This is a genomic window from Planktothrix rubescens CCAP 1459/22 (assembly GCA_904830895.1).
Classification (GTDB): domain Bacteria; phylum Cyanobacteriota; class Cyanobacteriia; order Cyanobacteriales; family Microcoleaceae; genus Planktothrix; species Planktothrix agardhii.
This window is the reverse complement of sequence record LR882958.1, coordinates 5,029,476-5,048,043: the sequence shown is the minus strand read 5'-3', so window position 1 is coordinate 5,048,043 and position 18,568 is coordinate 5,029,476. Positions and strand designations below refer to the sequence as shown.

The following is an 18,568-nucleotide window of genomic DNA, read 5'->3' as shown; positions in this document are numbered from 1 at the left end:
TGCGCTTAAGCGCAACAACGGCGCAACAACTTAGGGATTTAGGAATTTTAACGCATTTCGACGCGCGATCGCCATAATTGTACCTTGAGGATTGACTCCAGGGGCGGTACAAAGTAAACTAGCATCTGCAATATATAAATTATTGAATCCATGAACTTTACCAAAGGAATTAACCGCACATTTTTGTAGATTTTCTCCCATTGGACAAGAGGAAAAAATATGAACTGTCATTAAATTAGTTTGTTTAATCGGAAGTTGTTCTGGAATTTTAACTAAATCTTTCGGATGGGTCAAGGTCAAACTATTGGAAATACTAGGATAGAGAATTTTAGCATCCGCTTCAAATAATAATAGGGCTAATTTTTGTAATGCTTCTGATAAATTTTTTAAGTCTTGAGATGTTAATTTATAACTAACTAAAGGATCGCGAAAAAAGGGAATATTTCTCACTGTACCATAACCTTCCCCTACAATCATAGCATAATAAATTGCCATTTTATGCCAATTTTTTTGCACTTCTTGAGTATAATTAGGATGGTCAGTCATTCCCACGGATAAATAGGGGGGAGAACTAATTGAACAACCAAAACTAAATTTAGGGGAAAATTCTTTAACTTGATGGACGGGAACTCCCATATCCAAGGTGTTAATATCTTGATCAAATTGAGCAATTATTTTAACAGTTGGGTGCATTCTTAAAGCATTACCAATATTATTTTTAATTCCACTTCTTCTTAATAACGCTGGGGTTTGAATTGCACCACAGCAAACAAATACTGTTTCTGCTTGAATTTTGACCGGTTGTTGATCAGAATTATTCGCTTGATAATAACCTGTTAAAACCCAGTTTTTATCGCTTTGATTAATTTTTTTAATTCTAGTATTTACTAATAGTTTACACCCAGCTTTTAAAGCTCTGGGAATAAAGGTTTCCGTCATGGATTGTCGAGTTCCTTTAGGAATTGCGGTTTCATCTAATTCTTGATAACGAAACCAGCGAGGAACTTCTAAAGATTGCCAATTTAAACGGGTTGCGCCTTCGTGTAATTTCAAGGAAGCAGTGGGAGCTTTTCCGGGTAAATAACAGACATTAACCGCTTGTTCGCAGGCTTCAAAATGTGGAATTAAATCGGCTTCTGTTAAAGATTCTACTTGAAATTCTTGACTCCATTGTGCTAAAATATCAGGGGGTGTCCGATGATATAATCCGCTATTAATTTCACTTCCTCCCCCCACACATTTACCTTCCACATATTGAATTTTAGGTTGACCAAAGGCTGCTGTTATACCGCCATTACGATATTTTTGCACCATTTCTTCAACGGAAAATGGCTGACAGGATTCTAAGGATAAATAGGCTCCTTCTTCAATTAATAAAACATTCCGTCCAGCTTCAGCCAATAAACAGGCGGTAATCGCTCCTCCTGGGCCAGAACCAATCACGGCAATTTCAACTTTTAAAGGAGATTCGGATGGGGAAATTAGGTTAGATTCAGACATGATAATTATTAGATAGAATCCAAAGATTTTATATAATCAGATTGCCAATATAATACCACTAGACTTTCATAAAATCGGATCAAGTCTCGGCAAATTTGAAAACGGGAATTTTTCCAGGCTTGAATTTGCTGTTGACGCATAGATGGGGATTGAGAATGAAAGAATAAACCTGTACGCAGCAGTCCCCAAATATCAAAAATTAATGTTAATATAAACAAGGGAAATTGCAGATAATCGGGCATTCGATTCTGTTGTTCAATCACAAAATTAACGGCTGAATTATTAGGGAAATACTGGATAATTGGAGAATCTTTAAACCGATAATCAATCAAAGAATAACACAGAGCGGAGACTGTAGTTGTAAAAAAATGTTTAATCATTGTTAACCTATAGAAAAACAAACCCTAAAAGTTTAAACTATAAAACAGATTCAATTCCTAAGATGAACTTTTAAATTTTATGCAACAACATAGTGAAATTATTCTAATCGGTGGCGGTTTAATTGGCTTATCCCTCGCCGTCGAGTTAAAATTACAGGGAGCAACGGTAACGGTTTTGAGTCGGGACGTCCAAGAATCGGCGGGTTTAGTCGGAGCGGGAATGTTAGCACCCCAAGCCGAACAAATTCCCCCTGGCCCTATGCTGGAATTGTGTTTACGCAGTCGCGCCCTTTACAATGACTGGACGCGCAAACTGGAGGAAATCACCGGGTTAGATACGGGATATTGGCCCTGTGGGATCTTAGCCCCGGTTTATGAACGTCCTCCCTGTACCCGTTTAGAGGCCACTCCAGACACCCCCAGCTATTGGTTAGAGCCCGAAGCCATTTTACAACAACAACCAGGGTTAGGGGATGATGTTGTCGGGGGTTGGTGGTTTCCCCAAGATGGTCAAGTTGATAACCGTCGGGGGTTAATCAATATATTACAAAGGGCGGCTCAGGAATTAGGGGTTAAAATAGTTGAGGGAGTTACGGTAGAAAAATTAGTTATTTTTCCTAATCAAATTATCACAGAAGTTCAGACAAATCAAGGTAAATTTAGAGCAGATCATTATATTTTAACGGCGGGTGCTTGGTCGGGAAAATTATTATCAATTCCCGTATATCCCCGAAAGGGACAAATGTTATCAGTGCGGGTTCCAGATAATATTAAACCATTACCTTTAAAACAGGTTTTATTCGGTTCAGATATTTATATTGTACCGCGTCGAGATGGTTTAATTGTGATTGGAGCCACATCCGAACAGGTGGGTTTTACCTCCGGTTTAACCCCGAATGGAATTGAAAATTTACTCTCAGGAGCTATTCGATTATACCCAGGATTAAAAGAGTTTGAAATTCAGGAATTTTGGTGGGGATTTCGACCGGAAACCCCAGATTTATGCCCAATATTAGGGCCTAGTTCTTGGCAAAACTTAACTTTAGCAACGGGTCATTATCGCAATGGGATTCTATTAGCTCCGATTACGGCTCAATTAATTTCTAATTTGGTATTATATCAACAATATGATCCGTTATTAAATTATTTTAAAGGCGATCGCTTTCAATTATTATGAAATGGGTATGTGATAATTTAGATTTACAAACAGATTTAGGATTTATTCTACAGTGGATGTTTGTAACTTTGGTTGGATTTGTAGTTAGTTTAATTTGGATAGAAATTGGAGAAAAACCGGATTTAGGAGCCTTAGAAGGAGCCATTGGCGGATTAATTATCAGTCTAGCCCAATGGTTTATTTTAAAACAATATATTTCCCAAAGTTGGCGATGGATTTTTGTTCATGTTTTCATATTCAGTATCATCGCCTTAACTCCCCTCGGACTCTTGGGTTGGGTGGCTCCGCGCACCTTAAATCTTACCCCTAGAATTGTCTACGGGTTGATAGAAGGAGTGAAATTAGGACTATGTTTAAGCCTAGGACAATGGTTGGTCTTACGCACCGAAGTATTTCACGCCTGGCGTTGGATAGTAGCCAGTGTCATCTCTTGGGGAGTAGCCTTACCCATCGGTTGGATATTTGGAGGAATGATGCGTCAGGGGACAAGCTTCTTTCTCGGAGACGTTTTCGGGTTATTCCTAGTTTGGACAATTGTTGCGGCGTTGAATGGAATAGCACTGACTCGGTTATTGTGGTATCCGATTAAACCGAATGATTGGTAGGAAGTTTCAAGTGTTTATACTTATCAACCTTGGTTATCTCATCGTTGGGATGGGAAAATAGAGGTTCAGCAGTAGATTCATAAGACCTAACTTCCCCAGAATATAGGGTTTCTACTTCCTTCTGCTGTTCCGGTCGATTGAGGTCGATTCCTCCAGTTAATACCATTTCCGTCGGATCGGGTAAAATATTTAAGAGTATTCTAGGGCCAGAGATTGCCAAGTGAATCACCTGTCCATCTACTAAAAGAATTTGTTTAACCGCCTGTCCATTGATATAGGTTCCATTGGTTCCTAGATTCACGACCAGCCAATTTTTTCCAACACGACAAATCTCGACATGATGACGGGAAACGACCGCACTATAGAGGACAACATCATTCTTGAGCGATCGCCCAATCCGAATCATATTGTCCTTGTCAAATACCCAACTGCGGACAGGAATCGATTGGAGAGGATGTAATAACGTTAGTCTAATCACATTGGGACAATCCAACAATCAACAGCTATGTCATGAACCTATTTTTAATCGGAAATTTTGAATTCTTGGTATTTAGGGAATAGGGAATAGAATCAAAAATTTCCTCAATTTTGGGGTTTAATAGGGGTTAGATTTCCTAATTCCCTTCAATCAGCTATTAATGATCTAATCCCATGCTTCACCCGATTTGAAAACAGGAAAACCCGCTTTTTTCTCAGCCCTCCTAACCCTTGGAAAGTTGAAAAATAAACGAAACCAAATCCCCTTTTCCTAAAGAAATCCGATCGCCTGGTTTTAACCGATGACGATTCCCCTTGGGCAGAGCCGTGTTATTAATATAAGTGCCATTGGAACTGCCCACATCTTCAATATAATACGCATCTCCCTCAATGCGAATATCGGCATGGCTACGAGACACAATTTCCGAATTCGGGAATCCCGAAACATCCACATCGGGGGGGACTAAATCATTCGGTTTTCCCAAATGAATCACCGACACATTTTGAGGTAATTCCAGATCCGTACTGGTTTGGACATGAATTAACTTAGCTGTCTGTTGCTGTAACTGGGTAGCAGAACTTTGGGAACCCAGATTCATCGGGATCGGAGGCGGTTCAGGAATCACCACCGGAACTTCTGGGGGAGTCGTTGCCATCGCTACAGGAAGGGGAGATTTCTCCAAATTCAACCCCGAACTCACCGCCACTTCCGGTGTGGGTTCATTCGGAGGCGAAACCACCGTCGGAATTACCCCTTGGATTTCCTCCTCATTACTGACCGTAGCGGGTTGTAAATTTGACCCACACTGACCACAGAAAGACGCATCCGTTTGTATCGTTGCCCCACAATGGGGACAACTGGTAGTGGTGGGTAAAGGCGTATAACAGGCTTCACATTGGGTCGCGCCTTCTGGGTTTTGATGACTACAATTCGGACAAACAACCATATTATTAATTTGGATAAGCAAACTTGAGTAGAATTAGGGTTTCAGATGCTTAATTTGGCAAATTTTCAGCGAGTTTGGCTCCCGCTTCTTGATCCAATAACCACCAAAGTTCTCCCACGGGTTGAATTAGGCGGCTGGGATAGGTGATGGCATCCCCCTCGGTGGCGAACACCTGGGCTAACGGTTCTTGTTTATTCGACCCGGTGACCAGAAACAGGACACAACGGGCATGATTAATCAAAGGAACTGTAAAGGTAATTCGGGGCTGGCCATCCTTATTGCCAACGGTAATTAAGCGATCCTCAACGGTTAAGGCATCGGTATGGGGAAATAAAGATGCGGTGTGAGCATCATCTCCCATCCCTAATAAAACCACATCAAAAGCGGGGAACTCTCCGGCATTGAGCGCAAAGAATTGTACTAACTCCCTATTGTATTGTTCTGCATCGGCAATGGGATTATTGGCTAAAGTTGGCATCGGATGAATATTAGTGGCGGGGAAATTTACCCGATCCAGCCAAGCCTGCGCTGCCATTTTTTGGTTACTATCGGGGTGATCCGGTTCCACATAGCGTTCATCTCCCCAAAATACATGAATTTTATCCCAGGGTAAAGGTTGTTGGGCTAGGGCTTCATATAGGGGTTTTGGGGTACTCCCTCCGGCTAAGGCGATCGTAAATTGATTCCGAGTTTCAATTGCTTCTGTGATTTTAGCCAGAAGGATTTCTAAAGCTCGATCAATGAGTTCCTCTCGATTCGCTAAAATTTCTATATTTTTTTCCACTGGGATAGCCTCACAAGATGAATTTCTACATTGAATTTACAGGCTATAATAATCATAGAGGGTTTTGCTCGTTAGCGGTTGAGACACAAAACCTAGTATTTATTTGACTATCTACCCCTGTTCCTTTCAACCCAGCAATCGGCTGTTTGTCAGTTATGTCACACCGAATTCCTGAATCTATTCGTGCCGTAGGGGAGGAATTGCGGTTTCTCCTACAACCTCGTATTTGGGGTTCCGTCAGCGTTCTGGCCGTGGTGGGGATTTTCTTTTGGCAATTTTCCGAAAACCCCGAATGGTTTGGTTTAGACGCAGAATCAACCCTAAATCCTAGCAATTCAGGCAGTCAACTCACCCCAGAACAACAAGCGATTGCTGCGGATATTGATAACTCTAAGGTTTTATTAGAGGCATTAGGGAGTAATAATTCCTTAATTTCGCCTTTAAACCCTAATATCGAGATTAATAAAGATTTATTTAAACAAGCTCAAGACACAGATAAAAAATCTGAGCCCAGTCCTCGGTCTAATCCTTTATTGGATAGTTTATTTCCCCCATCCAATTCAACAAATCAACCTCCCGTAGAGGAAAATTCCCCAAAAACCTCCAATTTTCCCAATCCGGTTTCTGAAAATCCTCCTCCCTCTACTACTGCTGGTTCTAACTTGGGTCTAAAGGGTTTGGGCTCCCCTGTAACGGAAACCACAAATCCCGAAACGGCAAAGACCTCTCTACAACAAGCCATGCAGAACTATCTGCAAACCCAGGAAACAGAAAACACAGATTCGGCTGCTGCATCCTCTAATACAAATGATACCTCGTTAAACTCATTAATCACCGACACAAATTCCGCCAGTAACCATCCCAATAATCTCACTAATTCCAATTCCGCCTTAAATCCCAGCCCAGGAACAGCAGTTGGTGTCACACCTTTTACTGGAACCCCAACGCTTACAGGACAGGTTAATCAACCCAGTTGGAGTGTTCCCAGAGATAATCCCAATTCGGCTGTCGGTACAGTTCCCCTGCCTCCGATTAATCCCTATCAAACTAACGTTACCCTACCTCCGGTGGTTCCTACCGTGCCAACGGTTACACCTGGAACCGTCCCCAATTCCGGGTATGCCAACTTCAATTCCTTACCGTTAAATAATACCGTTCCCTCCTATTCGGTCACACCTAACACGGGTATTAACAGCACCGTTCAACCTGTTCAACCAAATAACTACATGACCCCCAGTAATATGAATCCCAACATTCAACAGGGTCAAATTGGTCAAACTCAACCTAATTTTTCCGTTCCTAACCGGGCTCCAGGTCGTTATATTGGCGGGGGGGAAATTAATACCTTTGCTAATCCATAAATTAGAGAGTAATTAGGAATCACGAATTAGAAATTACGAATTACGAATTACGAATTGGGAAAATGGAGGGAGTAAAGATGTTGAGCATTACGGAGACTTAAAAATTATGGCAACCCCTCGCCAATATACAGGAAGTCAATGTGTATTTTTCGAGTAGTGGCAGTTGTTTAGAGGCAGGACTTGACAGGATTAAAACCACCCTCTATACTAGAAGTAGAAGTATGGATGCAGCAGACATGAGATAATCATGACATCCCGTTACCCTTTAGGGTCGAGGCAAGTCCGGTAAAGACGATCTGAATACCAAAAATATAAACAAGTTTTTGGCGAAGGCTCCTGAAGGAGCCTTTGTTATTTAAGGCTTCGGTAGTTTCTTATTATTCAATAAGTTTTTAGCTATGACGAAGAAATTGACTTTCTTTATTTTCCCTATACCTTCGTCCTTGGGATAAGCACTTGTTACATGGAGTCTTAGCTTTTTACTTTCCTTGAATACTCGAAAAACAACAAAATAATCAACTTCAACACCCTCTGAGTCCAAAACTTTCACAATTGCATAATTTCCATATCCAGCATGACAGACTAAGGTTGCACTCTGACCTAGTGCCTTGATAATTTCAGGTAACTGCTTTGATAGGTAATATCTCTCAAAATTAAAGGGTCTGGACTCTCTTGGCGCATTGTACATCAATAATTGTGATTCTTCCTCTGTAAGCTCTTGCAATTCTTTAGTGAAGCAATGTAGGCCATAGGTTACTATAAATTTGTATGTAATCAGGTTATTTTCGTCCCTATTATCAAGATATTCAACCGAATGGGCGTTTAGATGTGATAAATCGTAAATTTCACTATTTAGTGTAAAATCTCTCCAGTTTTTAACTTCTGTTTCAACAGTATTAAATTTTTCAACCATTTGAGTATAATATGTAGCAATTAGCGCTATTATCTTTACAAATGCCAAGCACGATTTTACCACAAAGAAACAAAGAACACAAAGAAGTTTTAAACACTAAGTTGCTCATTGCTATAAATAAAAAAATTGTAGCGGGTTCCAGGTCGTTATATTGGCGGGGGGGAAATTAATACCTTTGCTAATCCATAAATTCGTAATTACGAATTACGAATTACGAATTACGAATTACGAAAATGGAGGGAGTCAAAAATCTTCTCTGGAAACAGGTTGATAAAATTTGCTGAATTCTAAAACAATTTTCTGTTCGATAATAGCATGATAATAGGGTTAGACCTATGGCAATCACACAAATTGAACATCTTATTCGTTATGTCACCAATGCCGATGGCGAAACAACCAATGTTCTTATTCCTGTTGAACTTTGGCAACAACTTATGAATACAATAAACTCTGATACTGTCAGTGGTTTAGCTTGGATTGACGAACAAGAACCAAAATCCCAAATATTAGCTGACTTACAAGAATCTATACAACTTGCCTCATCAGGAGAAACCTTCCCAGTGTCACAACTTTGGGAAGATACCACTGCCTAAACTGTGGATACAGAAGCCCCTAAATATCCATCGCTATCTTTTTCAATAATTACATTAAAATATTCACTCATATTTCCCCTAATTTTTTAAATATATCCTTCATCCCTTTCTTAGTGTCTTTGTGCCTTTGTGGTTCCTTCTACAGTTACTTTTAAAACCCTAACTAACCCGACCCATTCTAATCATAATTAATCAAGCCCGCAAAAAAATCATCCTTCAGGACTTTACTATTGCAACCAACATGATTACTATGGGGAAGACAAAACATCACGGTTTGGAGTGAGGAAACAGGATGTACATCGTACAAATTGCCTCTGAATGCGCCCCAGTCATCAAAGCGGGAGGCTTAGGCGATGTTGTGTACGGACTCAGTAGGGAATTAGAACTACGGGGTCATACCATTGAAATTATTTTGCCCAAGTACGACTGCATGAGGTATGACCAAATTTGGGGACTTCATGAAGCCTATCAAGATTTATCTGTTCCCTGGTTTGATGGCGCAATACACTGCACTGTCTTTTGTGGTTGGGTTCATGGAAGCCTATGCTTTTTTATTGAACCTCACTCCGAGGATAATTTCTTCAACCGAGGTTGTTATTATGGTTGCCTCGATGACCATTTGAGATTTGCTTTTTTCAGCAAAGCTGCCTTAGAGTTTTTACTCATAACAAATAAACGTCCCGATATTCTCCATTGTCATGATTGGCAAACGGGTTTAGCTCCTGTGATGTTGTATGAAATGTACAAATATCACGGAATGGAAAATATCCGGGTTTGTTATACTGTTCATAATTTCAAACATCAAGGAATTGCGGGGACAAATATCCTTTGGGCAACGGGATTAAACCGAGAATCCTACTATTTTGAATATGACCGTTTACGCGATAATTTTAACCCATTTGGATTAAATTCTATGAAGGGGGGAATTGTCTACTCTAACTTTGTTACAACCGTATCTCCTAACCATGCTTGGGAAGCCCATTATGGAGAATTTGGTTATGGTTTAGGACATACTTTAGAACTGCATCAACATAAATTTGGTGGAATATTAAACGGGATTGATTATGCGGTTTGGAATCCTGAAATTGACTCGTTTATTCCCTATCAATATGGCTCGGAAAATTTAGAAGCAAAAGAAAAGAATAAAAAAGCTCTACGGGAAAGATTGTGGTTAAGTCATGATGATAAACCTCTTATTTGTTATATCGGTCGTTTAGATGATCAAAAAGGGGTGCATCTGGTTCATCATGCTATTTATTATGCTCTGCATCGACAAGCTCAATTTGTATTATTAGGTTCAGCAACGGAACCCACTATTAATTCTTGGTTTTGGCATGAAAAGAACTTTTTAAATAATAACGCCGATTGTCATTTAGAACTAGGTTTTAATGAGGAATTATCCCATTTAATTTATGCGGCGGCGGATATTATTGTGGTTCCGAGTAATTATGAACCCTGCGGATTAACTCAAATGATTGGGTTAAAATATGGCGTGGTTCCAGTGGTTCGGGCTGTGGGTGGGTTAGTTAATACGGTTTTTGATCGGGATTATGACGAATATCACGAACCGGAAGAACGCAATGGTTATGTTTTTAACTACACGGATTTTACAGCCCTAGAATCCGCAATGGATCGAGCCATTGGCCTGTATAATTACTATCCCGATGAATTTGAAAAATTGAGAATTCAAGGCATGAATTATGACTATTCTTGGAACCAACCCGGAACAGATTATTTAGCCATTTACGAATTCATTAGACATAAGTAATTGAGTTGCTACGGATTTAAACGGCCAAAAATACCTGATAAATCCGTAATAGTTCACCCTATTTTTCTAATCTAACAGCGTACCATTGTAAGTATTGACCCGGACTTAGGTTGAGATCGCAACTTGTATTTAAGAGATATTGGGCTTGGGTTTCAAGAGTCTTAAAACGTTGTAAATCCTGGGGTAAATTGTCTTGATGTTCAGACAAAATGGATTTGAGTTTTTCTAGGAGTTCCGTAACATTCATAAACTGTTCCGGTTCATGGGTTTCTAATACCATAAAGGTATCTTCATCGTACATTAGAGCATTTGGCATGGTGTTTTTCTGGCAAAATATTAATATCCGTGGGGGATTCTATTTTAACAACTGCTTGTATCATCCATAATTTCGATTTGAACTGTACTCATATTTAATCGTTAAGTAGGGGAAATATTAATAATTATAGACTTTAATTCAGAAATCTTCAATACTCTAGGGGCGGGTTCCGAGACGATCTTTAATTATTAGTAATTATCTCCCTAAACCCGCCCTTTCTTCTCAGGCGATCGCATTTCTTAACCTCTAATCAATTTTATGGTTTGAATACAGGTTAATAGTAAAAATGCGATCGCTTAACACTATCCTAATAGACATCTCCAAAATATAAATTGGGAAGGATAGCAAGATGGTAAAATTGGATTTTACCCCAATAAGAGATGAGTAACTTAAGAGAGTATCTGGACAAGAATCCCCAGCAAGCAAAAAGGCTATTAGGGATGGAATATGAACAGTTGATAGAACTCATTCAAGCTGCGGAGTTATTAGAACAAGAAAAACGACAGGAACAAGAAAAAACTAAAATCAGGTTGATTAAAGCAGGTGGGGGTCGTCGCCAGAAATTATCTGTGGATGAACAAATATTACTAACTCTAATTTATCTGCATCAGATGCCCACATTTCAAATGTTAGGGTTACAGTTTGAAGTGAGTGAATCAACAGCGAATGATATTTTCCATAACTGGATAAAAATCTTCAGAGAATTACTACCAGCGAGTTTAGTTGAGCAAGTAAAAAAAAACGAGAGTGATTGGGAGTGGGTAGAAAAAATTCTGCTGGAATTTGAGTTAATAGTAGATAGCTATGAACAGCCCATGCAAAGACCAACAGACAATGAAGAGCAGAAAAAATATTACTCAGGAAAGAAAAAAACACATACGTTTAAAAATCAAGTGATTGTCATGCCAAATGGGAAAGAAATAGTGGATGTAGTAGTGGGTTATACCGGAGCAACAAGCGATCTAAAATTGTGGAGAGAAAGAAGCGAGGAATTGGGGAACAATCAAAAATACAGAGGGGATAAAGCTTATGTAGGGGAAACAGCAATTAATACACCACATAAGAAACCGAGAAATCAAGAAATATCGCTTGAACATCGAGAAGAAAATCGGTTAAAAGCCAAACAAAGGATTGTAGTCGAACATTTAATAAGACTGATAAAAATTTATCGAGTTGCTTCAGAAAGATTTCGGTTAAAGAGGGAAAATTATGAAGCAGTAATCTTGACAGTATGTGGACTAATAAGATGGCGAATAGGAGCGATTGTATTATCATCTAAGAATTGCCCATAATTCTTGTAAAAAATGATTGAATATCAGAGATAAAATTCATTAATTATTATTAATGTAACTGAAAAAGCCTATAAATCCGTTACTTTGGGAGAACCCGGCACAGGAGTGCTAGAGGTTCAAAAATTAGCGATAGATGGCATTTGGGGATTTTCGGAGATATCTAATGGATTAAGCTTGAATCAAAAATTGATTTTCAGTTATTAGGATAGGTTGATTGGTTAAGGTTAAGAATTTAGCTCCTGTCCCAAAACCTACGGCTGTACCGTTTTGGTTGTAGAATAAGGCTCCCGTTGTAGTGTTATACACAATATCTGCTGCACTGGTTGCTGCTAAAGCATCGCTAGTAACTTTAGCAAATTCACCACTGGCAACAGAAAACTCAGTTCCCGCAGCACTGCTAATACTGGTAAAAGTGGTTTTATCCAAGACAATTTGATCGGTTTGTGAGATATTAAAGTCTGTAATTGTATCTACACCTACCGCAGTAGTCGTAAAGGCTGCATTAGTATTGTAGATAAATTTATCCGCGCCGAGTCCCCCTGTAAGGGTATCATTTCCAGCACCACCATTGAGGGAGTCATTACCAGCACCACCTAATAGTTTATCAACTCCTCCATTACCCAGGATTAGATCATTTCCGGTGCTACCATTCAGGGTATTGTTGGCGTTATTGCCATTAATTGTATTAGCTAAACCGTTACCTGTCCCATTAATAGCAGTTGTCCCTGTTAAGGTTAGGTTTTCTACGTTAGCGGGTAAGGTATAAGCAATGGAAGATTGGACTAAATCTGTGCCTTGAGCAGCTAATTCTGTAACGATATCTCCAGCATTATCAACAACATAAGTATCGTTTCCTGTACCGCCTTTAAGTTGGTCGCTTCCTGCTCCTCCATTTAGGGTATCATTTCCAGCACCACCATTGAGGGTATCATTACCACCCAGACCTGAAAGTTTATTATTTCCCCCTAAACCGTTAATGGTTTCTGGGTTGGCTGTTCCGGTGAGAATATCATTATTAGCCGTACCATTAATAACAGGGGTTCCCTGAGTTTTGAAATTCCAGATACTATTTCCGGTAATACCCGCATAATTGTTACCCGCAGTATCTTTAATTGCACCATTAGCGATTCCAATGTAGTAATCTGTACCCGTTGCTAAATTGGCTGTTGGGTTAATGGTGAGTTGACTGTCACTAACGGTGACATTACTGTTAGTAACGGCAATCGTTTCTACTACAGAATTATCAGACAGTTTCTTGATGACAATATCACCGGTGCTTTTTTGAATCGCTTCACTGAAGTTAACCACTAAGTCAGCACCAACGGCAATTCCTGTGGCATTATCAACGGGGGTGAAACTACTAGCTGCGGGTGGGGTGGTTGCGGGTGGGGTGGTGTCAGGGGGGGCAACAGTTGTGAAATTCCAGGTGCTATTACCAGTAATACCCGCATAATTATTACCCGCAATATCTTTAATCGCACCGTTGGCAATTTCTACATAATAATCTGTGGTTTGTGCTAAGTCATTGGTTGGGTTAATGGTGAGTTGACTGCCACTAACGGTGACATTACTGTTAGTAACGGCAATCGTTTCTACTACAGAATTATCAGACAGTTTCTTGATGACAATATCGCCGGTGCCTTTTTGAATCGTTTCACTGAAGTTAACCACTAAGTCAGCACCAACGGCAATTCCTGTGGCATTATCAACGGGGGTGAAACTGCTGGTTGCGGGTGGGGTGGTGTCAGGGGGGGCAACAGTTGTGAAATTCCAGGTGCTATTACCAGTAATACCGGCATAATTATTACCCGCAATATCCTGAATTGCACCATCAGCAATTTCAACGTAATAATCTGTGCTTTGTGCTAAGTCATTGGTTGGGTTAATTGTCAGTTGACTGCCACTAACGGTGACATTACTGTTAGTAACGGCAATCGTTTCTACTACAGAATTATCAGACAGTTTCTTGATGACAATATCACCGGTGCCTTTTTGAATCGCTTCACTGAAGTTGGCCACTAAGTCAGCACCAACGGCAATATTCGTGGCATCATCAGTAGGGGTGAAACTGCTGGCTGTGGGTGCGGTGGTATCTGCGGTTTGGAAATTCCAGATACTATTACCAGTAATACCCGCATAATTATTACCCGCAATATCTTTAATCGCACCGTTGGCAATTTCTACATAATAATCTGTGGTTTGTGCTAAGTCATTGGTTGGGTTAATGGTGAGTTGACTGCCACTAACGGTGACATTACTGTTAGTAACGGCAATCGTTTCTACTACAGAATTATCAGACAGTTTCTTGATGACAATATCACCGGTGCTTTTTTGAATCGCTTCACTGAAGTTAACCACTAAGTCAGCACCAACGGCAATTCCTGTGGCATTATCAACGGGGGTGAAACTACTAGCTGCGGGTGGGGTGGTGTCAGGGGGGGCAACAGTTGTGAAATTCCAGGTGCTATTACCAGTAATACCGGCATAATTATTACCCGCAATATCCTGAATTGCACCATCAGCAATTTCAACGTAATAATCTGTGCTTTGTGCTAAGTCATTGGTTGGGTTAATGGTGAGTTGACTGCCACTAACGGTGACATTACTGTTAGTAACGGCAATCGTTTCTACTACAGAATTATCAGACAGTTTCTTGATGACAATATCACCGGTGCCTTTTTGAATCGCTTCACTGAAGTTGGCCACTAAGTCAGCACCAACGGCAATTCCTGTGGCATTATCAACGGGGGTGAAACTGCTGGTTGCGGGTGGGGTGGTGTCAGGGGGGGCAACAGTTGTGAAATTCCAGGTGCTATTACCAGTAATACCCGCATAATTATTACCCGCAATATCCTGAATTGCACCATCAGCAATTTCAACGTAATAATCTGTGCTTTGTGCTAAGTCATTGGTTGGGTTAATGGTGAGTTGACTGCCACTAACGGTGACATTACTGTTAGTAACGGCAATCGTTTCTACTACAGAATTATCAGACAGTTTCTTGATGACAATATCACCGGTGCCTTTTTGAATCGCTTCACTGAAGTTGGCCACTAAGTCAGCACCAACGGCAATATTCGTGGCATCATCAGTAGGGGTGAAACTGCTGGCTGTGGGTGCGGTGGTATCTGCGGTTTGGAAATTCCAAGTGCTATTTCCAGTAATACCTGCATAATTATTACCCGCAATATCTTTAATCGCACCGTTGGCAATTTCTACATAATAATCTGTGGTTTGTGCTAAGTCATTGGTTGGGTTAATGGTGAGTTGACTGCCACTAACGGTGACATTACTGTTAGTAACGGCAATCGTTTCTACTACAGAATTATCAGACAGTTTCTTGATGACAATATCACCGGTGCTTTTTTGAATCGCTTCACTGAAGTTAACCACTAAGTCAGCACCAACGGCAATTCCTGTGGCATTATCAACGGGGGTGAAACTACTAGCTGCGGGTGGGGTGGTGTCAGGGGGGGCAACAGTTGTGAAATTCCAGGTGCTATTACCAGTAATACCCGCATAATTATTACCCGCAATATCTTTAATCGCACCGTTGGCAATTTCTACATAATAATCTGTGGTTTGTGCTAAGTCATTGGTTGGGTTAATGGTGAGTTGACTGCCACTAACGGTGACATTACTGTTAGTAACGGCAATCGTTTCTACTACATAATTATCAGACAGTTTCTTGATGACAATATCGCCGGTGCCTTTTTGAATCGTTTCACTGAAGTTAACCACTAAGTCAGCACCAACGGCAATTCCTGTGGCATTATCAACGGGGGTGAAACTGCTGGTTGCGGGTGGGGTGGTGTCAGGGGGGGCAACAGTTGTGAAATTCCAGGTGCTATTACCAGTAATACCCGCATAATTATTACCCGCAATATCTTTAATCGCACCGTTGGCAATTTCTACATAATAATCTGTGGTTTGTGCTAAGTCATTGGTTGGGTTAATGGTGAGTTGACTGCCACTAACGGTGACATTACTGTTAGTAACGGCAATCGTTTCTACTACATAATTATCAGACAGTTTCTTGATGACAATATCGCCGGTGCCTTTTTGAATCGTTTCACTGAAGTTAACCACTAAGTCAGCACCAACGGCAATTCCTGTGGCATTATCAACGGGGGTGAAACTGCTGGTTGCGGGTGGGGTGGTATCAGATGATGCTAAGGCATTGTTAATATTCAACCGACCACCTGTAACCGTCTTACCACTCAAAGCGGAAATAGGATCAGTTGTTTGCATCAGCTTGTTTTTAACTTGCTGTGCTGTCCAAGTGGGATTTTGAGACCACAGCAACGCCGCCGCCCCGGTGACTTGGGGAGATGCCATTGATGTCCCACTAAGAGTCCCGTAGCTACTATTGGGAAGAGTGCTATAAATACTAGAACCGGGCGCACCTAAATCTACAGTGGTGGCTCCATAGTTGGAGAAAGAGGACAATCCATCGGTGCGGGTGGTTGAGGCAACAGAGATGATGTTAGCTAGGTCGTAACTGGCAGGATAAGCCGGATTTGCGTCGTTATTGTTAGACTCATTACCCGCCGACGCAATGAATAAAGCTCCCTGTTGTCCGGCAGTATTGATGGCATCGTAGAGAGCTTGACTATAGCCACCGCCTCCCCAAGAGTTATTTGTCAGTTTGACTCCCTTGGCTGTTGCATAGTTAATCGCTAGGATGGCATTGGATGTAGGGCCTACGCCACTATCATTTAAATACTTAAGTGGCATAATCTTGGCATTCCAAGCAACCCCTGTCACCCCAACGCCGTTATTGCCTTTTCCGGCAATAGTTCCAGCAACGTGGGTTCCGTGTCCATGCACATCCATCGGGTTATTGTCGTTAGAGGCAAAGTCCCAACCCCGGACATCATCAATATATCCGTTACTGTCGTTATCAATGCCATCGCCTGCGATTTCCCCTGGATTTGTCCAGATATTCGCCGATAAGTCCGGGTGGTCGTAATCAACGCCGGTATCAATCACACCGATAACTAAGTTTGGGTCTCCCTTTTGAATATCCCACGCTTCGGGAGCATCAATATCGGCATCGGGCGTTCCCCCATCTTGACCTGTGTTGTTGAGTCCCCATAATTGGGAATAGCTAGGGTCATTGGGAGTTGTGGCTTGGGGAGTAATTTTTCCTGAACTTTCTTGAGTAGAACTCGGTTTTTGGACATCATCAAGGGTGATGATATAATCCGGCTCTATGTATTCAAAGCGAGGATCGTCCTTATAAGCGGATATTGTTTGTTCAACCGTTCCTGAAGGAATCTGCCAAATGTCAATCCCAAGTTGTGACGCTTTGGTGACTTGTGTGACTCCGATCTCGCTCTGCAAGTTGGTAATTTCACTTGCATTCGCGGTGGGATTCAGTTTGACAATTACGCGGTCTGAACTAAAACTTGTAACCATGATATTCAACTCCTGTAATGGATTGAGTGTTGATGTCTGGTGAGTGGCTAATATCATAATTTAGCCTTCTATCTCAATAGAAAGTATTATATCACGAAAATAAACTCATGTTTGATATTTTTTATATATAGCAATCCTATTTGAGTTATAGGAATAAATGATCCTGAAACCCAGGCACAGCAAGGAGCCAATATTAGAACCTATTTAGGATTGCTATAGGGCTTGCTGAAAAAAGACGAAAAGCCGAGAGAGTCATTATCAAAAGTTATCTGTTAACTCATTAACTCGAAGAAAATTTATTTATCACTCTGACTTCGTTGGGTGGTAAATCATTCTGTTCCTTTTCTGTTACTTTTTCAGCAAGCCCTATATATCAAAAAAGGAAGTGAGTTTTTATCCATAAAAATGTTTAAACCCAATCCTGGCAAGGATTAAAAGCTATTTTTAACGTTGTTCAGTTAAAGGTAATTTTTAATTGTCATAAACCGATCAAATCCCGTGAAATTACTGAATTTTGAGAAAAAATTAATACAAAAACAGGGGATACAAAGCGGGAATATACGTCAAATTCCCCGTTTTATAGGGGTTTTAGACGGATATTAATATATGTTCATAATGAGAAACTGGGGACTTAGTGCGGGTATACAGAAACCGGGTTTCTGAAGTTATCGTGATTTCTCACAACAAATTCAACACAGAAACCCGGTTTCTAACAAAATTGTTGAATCTATAAGGATCTACATCAAATATGTTTTGACTCACGCTGAGTATGATAAGGTTGACACTCTCAGGTCTGAAGACACTGAGATTCTGCGGACAGAATTAGTTTAATCTAATTCTCGCTACGACTGCCGCATATCGTCTACTGAGTTGATTAGGTAAGAAACCCGATCTTCCCGATACTTTTACTTTTGAACTAAAACACTTTCACCAAGCCATCACTAAGCCAAGTTGCGGTACGCTCTGCAATCTGCCATTGTTTACTCCTTGCTTGTCATACTGCCGTTAGGACTTTAACCTAACCGTTGTTTCAG

Annotated in this window: 14 protein-coding genes; 6 read left to right on the top strand and 8 right to left on the bottom strand. The window is 40.6% G+C overall.

Going from position 1 to position 18,568, the window contains the following annotated elements:
• Positions 1 to 30: 30 nt before the first annotated feature.
• Positions 31 to 1,500 (bottom strand): GMC family oxidoreductase, encoded by a 1,470-nt coding sequence (locus tag NMG86_RS22905; protein WP_043939003.1) that lies wholly within the window; start codon positions 1,498 to 1,500, stop codon positions 31 to 33.
• 8 nt (positions 1,501 to 1,508) lie between these two features.
• On the bottom strand, positions 1,509 to 1,880 hold the full coding sequence (locus NMG86_RS22900; RefSeq protein ID WP_026787832.1) for a hypothetical protein: 372 nt from the start codon (positions 1,878 to 1,880) through the stop codon (positions 1,509 to 1,511).
• A gap of 79 nt (positions 1,881 to 1,959) precedes the next feature.
• Here NMG86_RS22900 and thiO point away from each other — a divergent pair, with 79 nt between their 5' ends.
• Together thiO and NMG86_RS22890 are read left to right on the top strand one after the other, a co-directional pair.
• Complete coding sequence (gene thiO, locus NMG86_RS22895; protein WP_026787831.1) at positions 1,960 to 3,057, top strand: glycine oxidase ThiO; 1,098 nt, start codon at positions 1,960 to 1,962, stop codon at positions 3,055 to 3,057.
• A complete protein-coding gene (locus tag NMG86_RS22890; RefSeq protein ID WP_026796579.1) occupies positions 3,054 to 3,662 on the top strand; it encodes a hypothetical protein in 609 nt (202 codons plus the stop codon). The genes thiO and NMG86_RS22890 overlap by 4 nt, the downstream gene beginning before the upstream one ends.
• On the opposite strand, the gene NMG86_RS22885 is transcribed toward NMG86_RS22890, so the two are convergent.
• The 3 genes from NMG86_RS22885 to pgl all read right to left on the bottom strand — a co-directional run bounded on the left by NMG86_RS22885 (position 3,643) and on the right by pgl (position 5,870).
• Positions 3,643 to 4,140 (bottom strand): FHA domain-containing protein, encoded by a 498-nt coding sequence (locus NMG86_RS22885; protein ID WP_081692293.1) that lies wholly within the window; start codon positions 4,138 to 4,140, stop codon positions 3,643 to 3,645. The genes NMG86_RS22890 and NMG86_RS22885 overlap by 20 nt on opposite strands.
• 223 nt (positions 4,141 to 4,363) lie before the next feature.
• On the bottom strand, positions 4,364 to 5,086 hold the full coding sequence (locus tag NMG86_RS22880; RefSeq protein ID WP_026796578.1) for a double zinc ribbon and FHA domain-containing protein: 723 nt from the start codon (positions 5,084 to 5,086) through the stop codon (positions 4,364 to 4,366).
• Positions 5,087 to 5,135: 49 nt separating this feature from the next.
• A complete protein-coding gene (pgl, locus tag NMG86_RS22875; protein ID WP_026796577.1) occupies positions 5,136 to 5,870 on the bottom strand; it encodes a 6-phosphogluconolactonase in 735 nt (244 codons plus the stop codon).
• Between the two features lie 155 nt (positions 5,871 to 6,025).
• On the opposite strand from pgl, the gene NMG86_RS22870 reads away from it, so the two are divergent.
• Positions 6,026 to 7,231, top strand: a complete 1,206-nt coding sequence (locus NMG86_RS22870; RefSeq protein ID WP_026787827.1) for a hypothetical protein — start codon at positions 6,026 to 6,028, stop codon at positions 7,229 to 7,231.
• Positions 7,232 to 7,586: 355 nt separating this feature from the next.
• Here NMG86_RS22870 and NMG86_RS22865 read toward each other — a convergent pair whose 3' ends face one another.
• On the bottom strand, positions 7,587 to 8,144 hold the full coding sequence (locus NMG86_RS22865) for a YjaZ family protein (RefSeq protein ID WP_026796576.1): 558 nt from the start codon (positions 8,142 to 8,144) through the stop codon (positions 7,587 to 7,589).
• Positions 8,145 to 8,479: 335 nt separating this feature from the next.
• On the opposite strand from NMG86_RS22865, the gene NMG86_RS22860 reads away from it, so the two are divergent.
• On the top strand, positions 8,480 to 8,737 hold the full coding sequence (locus NMG86_RS22860) for a hypothetical protein (protein WP_026787825.1): 258 nt from the start codon (positions 8,480 to 8,482) through the stop codon (positions 8,735 to 8,737).
• Positions 8,738 to 9,029: 292 nt separating this feature from the next.
• Complete coding sequence (gene glgA / locus NMG86_RS22855; protein ID WP_026787824.1) at positions 9,030 to 10,505, top strand: glycogen synthase GlgA; 1,476 nt, start codon at positions 9,030 to 9,032, stop codon at positions 10,503 to 10,505.
• A gap of 58 nt (positions 10,506 to 10,563) precedes the next feature.
• Here the strand turns inward: glgA and NMG86_RS22850 are convergent, their stop codons facing one another.
• Positions 10,564 to 10,821 (bottom strand): CRR7 family NDH-1 assembly protein, encoded by a 258-nt coding sequence (locus NMG86_RS22850; protein WP_026787823.1) that lies wholly within the window; start codon positions 10,819 to 10,821, stop codon positions 10,564 to 10,566.
• Between the two features lie 380 nt (positions 10,822 to 11,201).
• Here NMG86_RS22850 and NMG86_RS22845 point away from each other — a divergent pair, with 380 nt between their 5' ends.
• Positions 11,202 to 12,113, top strand: a complete 912-nt coding sequence (locus NMG86_RS22845) for an IS5/IS1182 family transposase (protein ID WP_026788241.1) — start codon at positions 11,202 to 11,204, stop codon at positions 12,111 to 12,113.
• Positions 12,114 to 12,281: 168 nt separating this feature from the next.
• Here the strand turns inward: NMG86_RS22845 and NMG86_RS22840 are convergent, their stop codons facing one another.
• Positions 12,282 to 17,534: an Ig-like domain-containing protein gene (locus NMG86_RS22840; protein ID WP_499103728.1), complete on the bottom strand. Its 5,253-nt coding sequence runs from the start codon at positions 17,532 to 17,534 to the stop codon at positions 12,282 to 12,284.
• Positions 17,535 to 18,568 lie beyond the last annotated feature (1,034 nt).

Coding starts and splice junctions, on each gene's coding strand:
- NMG86_RS22850 (WP_026787823.1), bottom strand. CDS start 10,821: ATGCCAAATGCTCTAATGTACGATGAAGATACCTTTATGGTATTAGAA.
- NMG86_RS22840 (WP_499103728.1), bottom strand. CDS start 17,534: ATGGTTACAAGTTTTAGTTCAGACCGCGTAATTGTCAAACTGAATCCC.
- thiO (WP_026787831.1), top strand. CDS start 1,960: ATGCAACAACATAGTGAAATTATTCTAATCGGTGGCGGTTTAATTGGC.
- NMG86_RS22870 (WP_026787827.1), top strand. CDS start 6,026: ATGTCACACCGAATTCCTGAATCTATTCGTGCCGTAGGGGAGGAATTG.
- NMG86_RS22880 (WP_026796578.1), bottom strand. CDS start 5,086: ATGGTTGTTTGTCCGAATTGTAGTCATCAAAACCCAGAAGGCGCGACC.
- glgA (WP_026787824.1), top strand. CDS start 9,030: ATGTACATCGTACAAATTGCCTCTGAATGCGCCCCAGTCATCAAAGCG.
- NMG86_RS22865 (WP_026796576.1), bottom strand. CDS start 8,144: ATGGTTGAAAAATTTAATACTGTTGAAACAGAAGTTAAAAACTGGAGA.
- NMG86_RS22890 (WP_026796579.1), top strand. CDS start 3,054: ATGAAATGGGTATGTGATAATTTAGATTTACAAACAGATTTAGGATTT.
- NMG86_RS22900 (WP_026787832.1), bottom strand. CDS start 1,880: ATGATTAAACATTTTTTTACAACTACAGTCTCCGCTCTGTGTTATTCT.
- NMG86_RS22845 (WP_026788241.1), top strand. CDS start 11,202: ATGAGTAACTTAAGAGAGTATCTGGACAAGAATCCCCAGCAAGCAAAA.
- NMG86_RS22860 (WP_026787825.1), top strand. CDS start 8,480: ATGGCAATCACACAAATTGAACATCTTATTCGTTATGTCACCAATGCC.
- NMG86_RS22905 (WP_043939003.1), bottom strand. CDS start 1,500: ATGTCTGAATCTAACCTAATTTCCCCATCCGAATCTCCTTTAAAAGTT.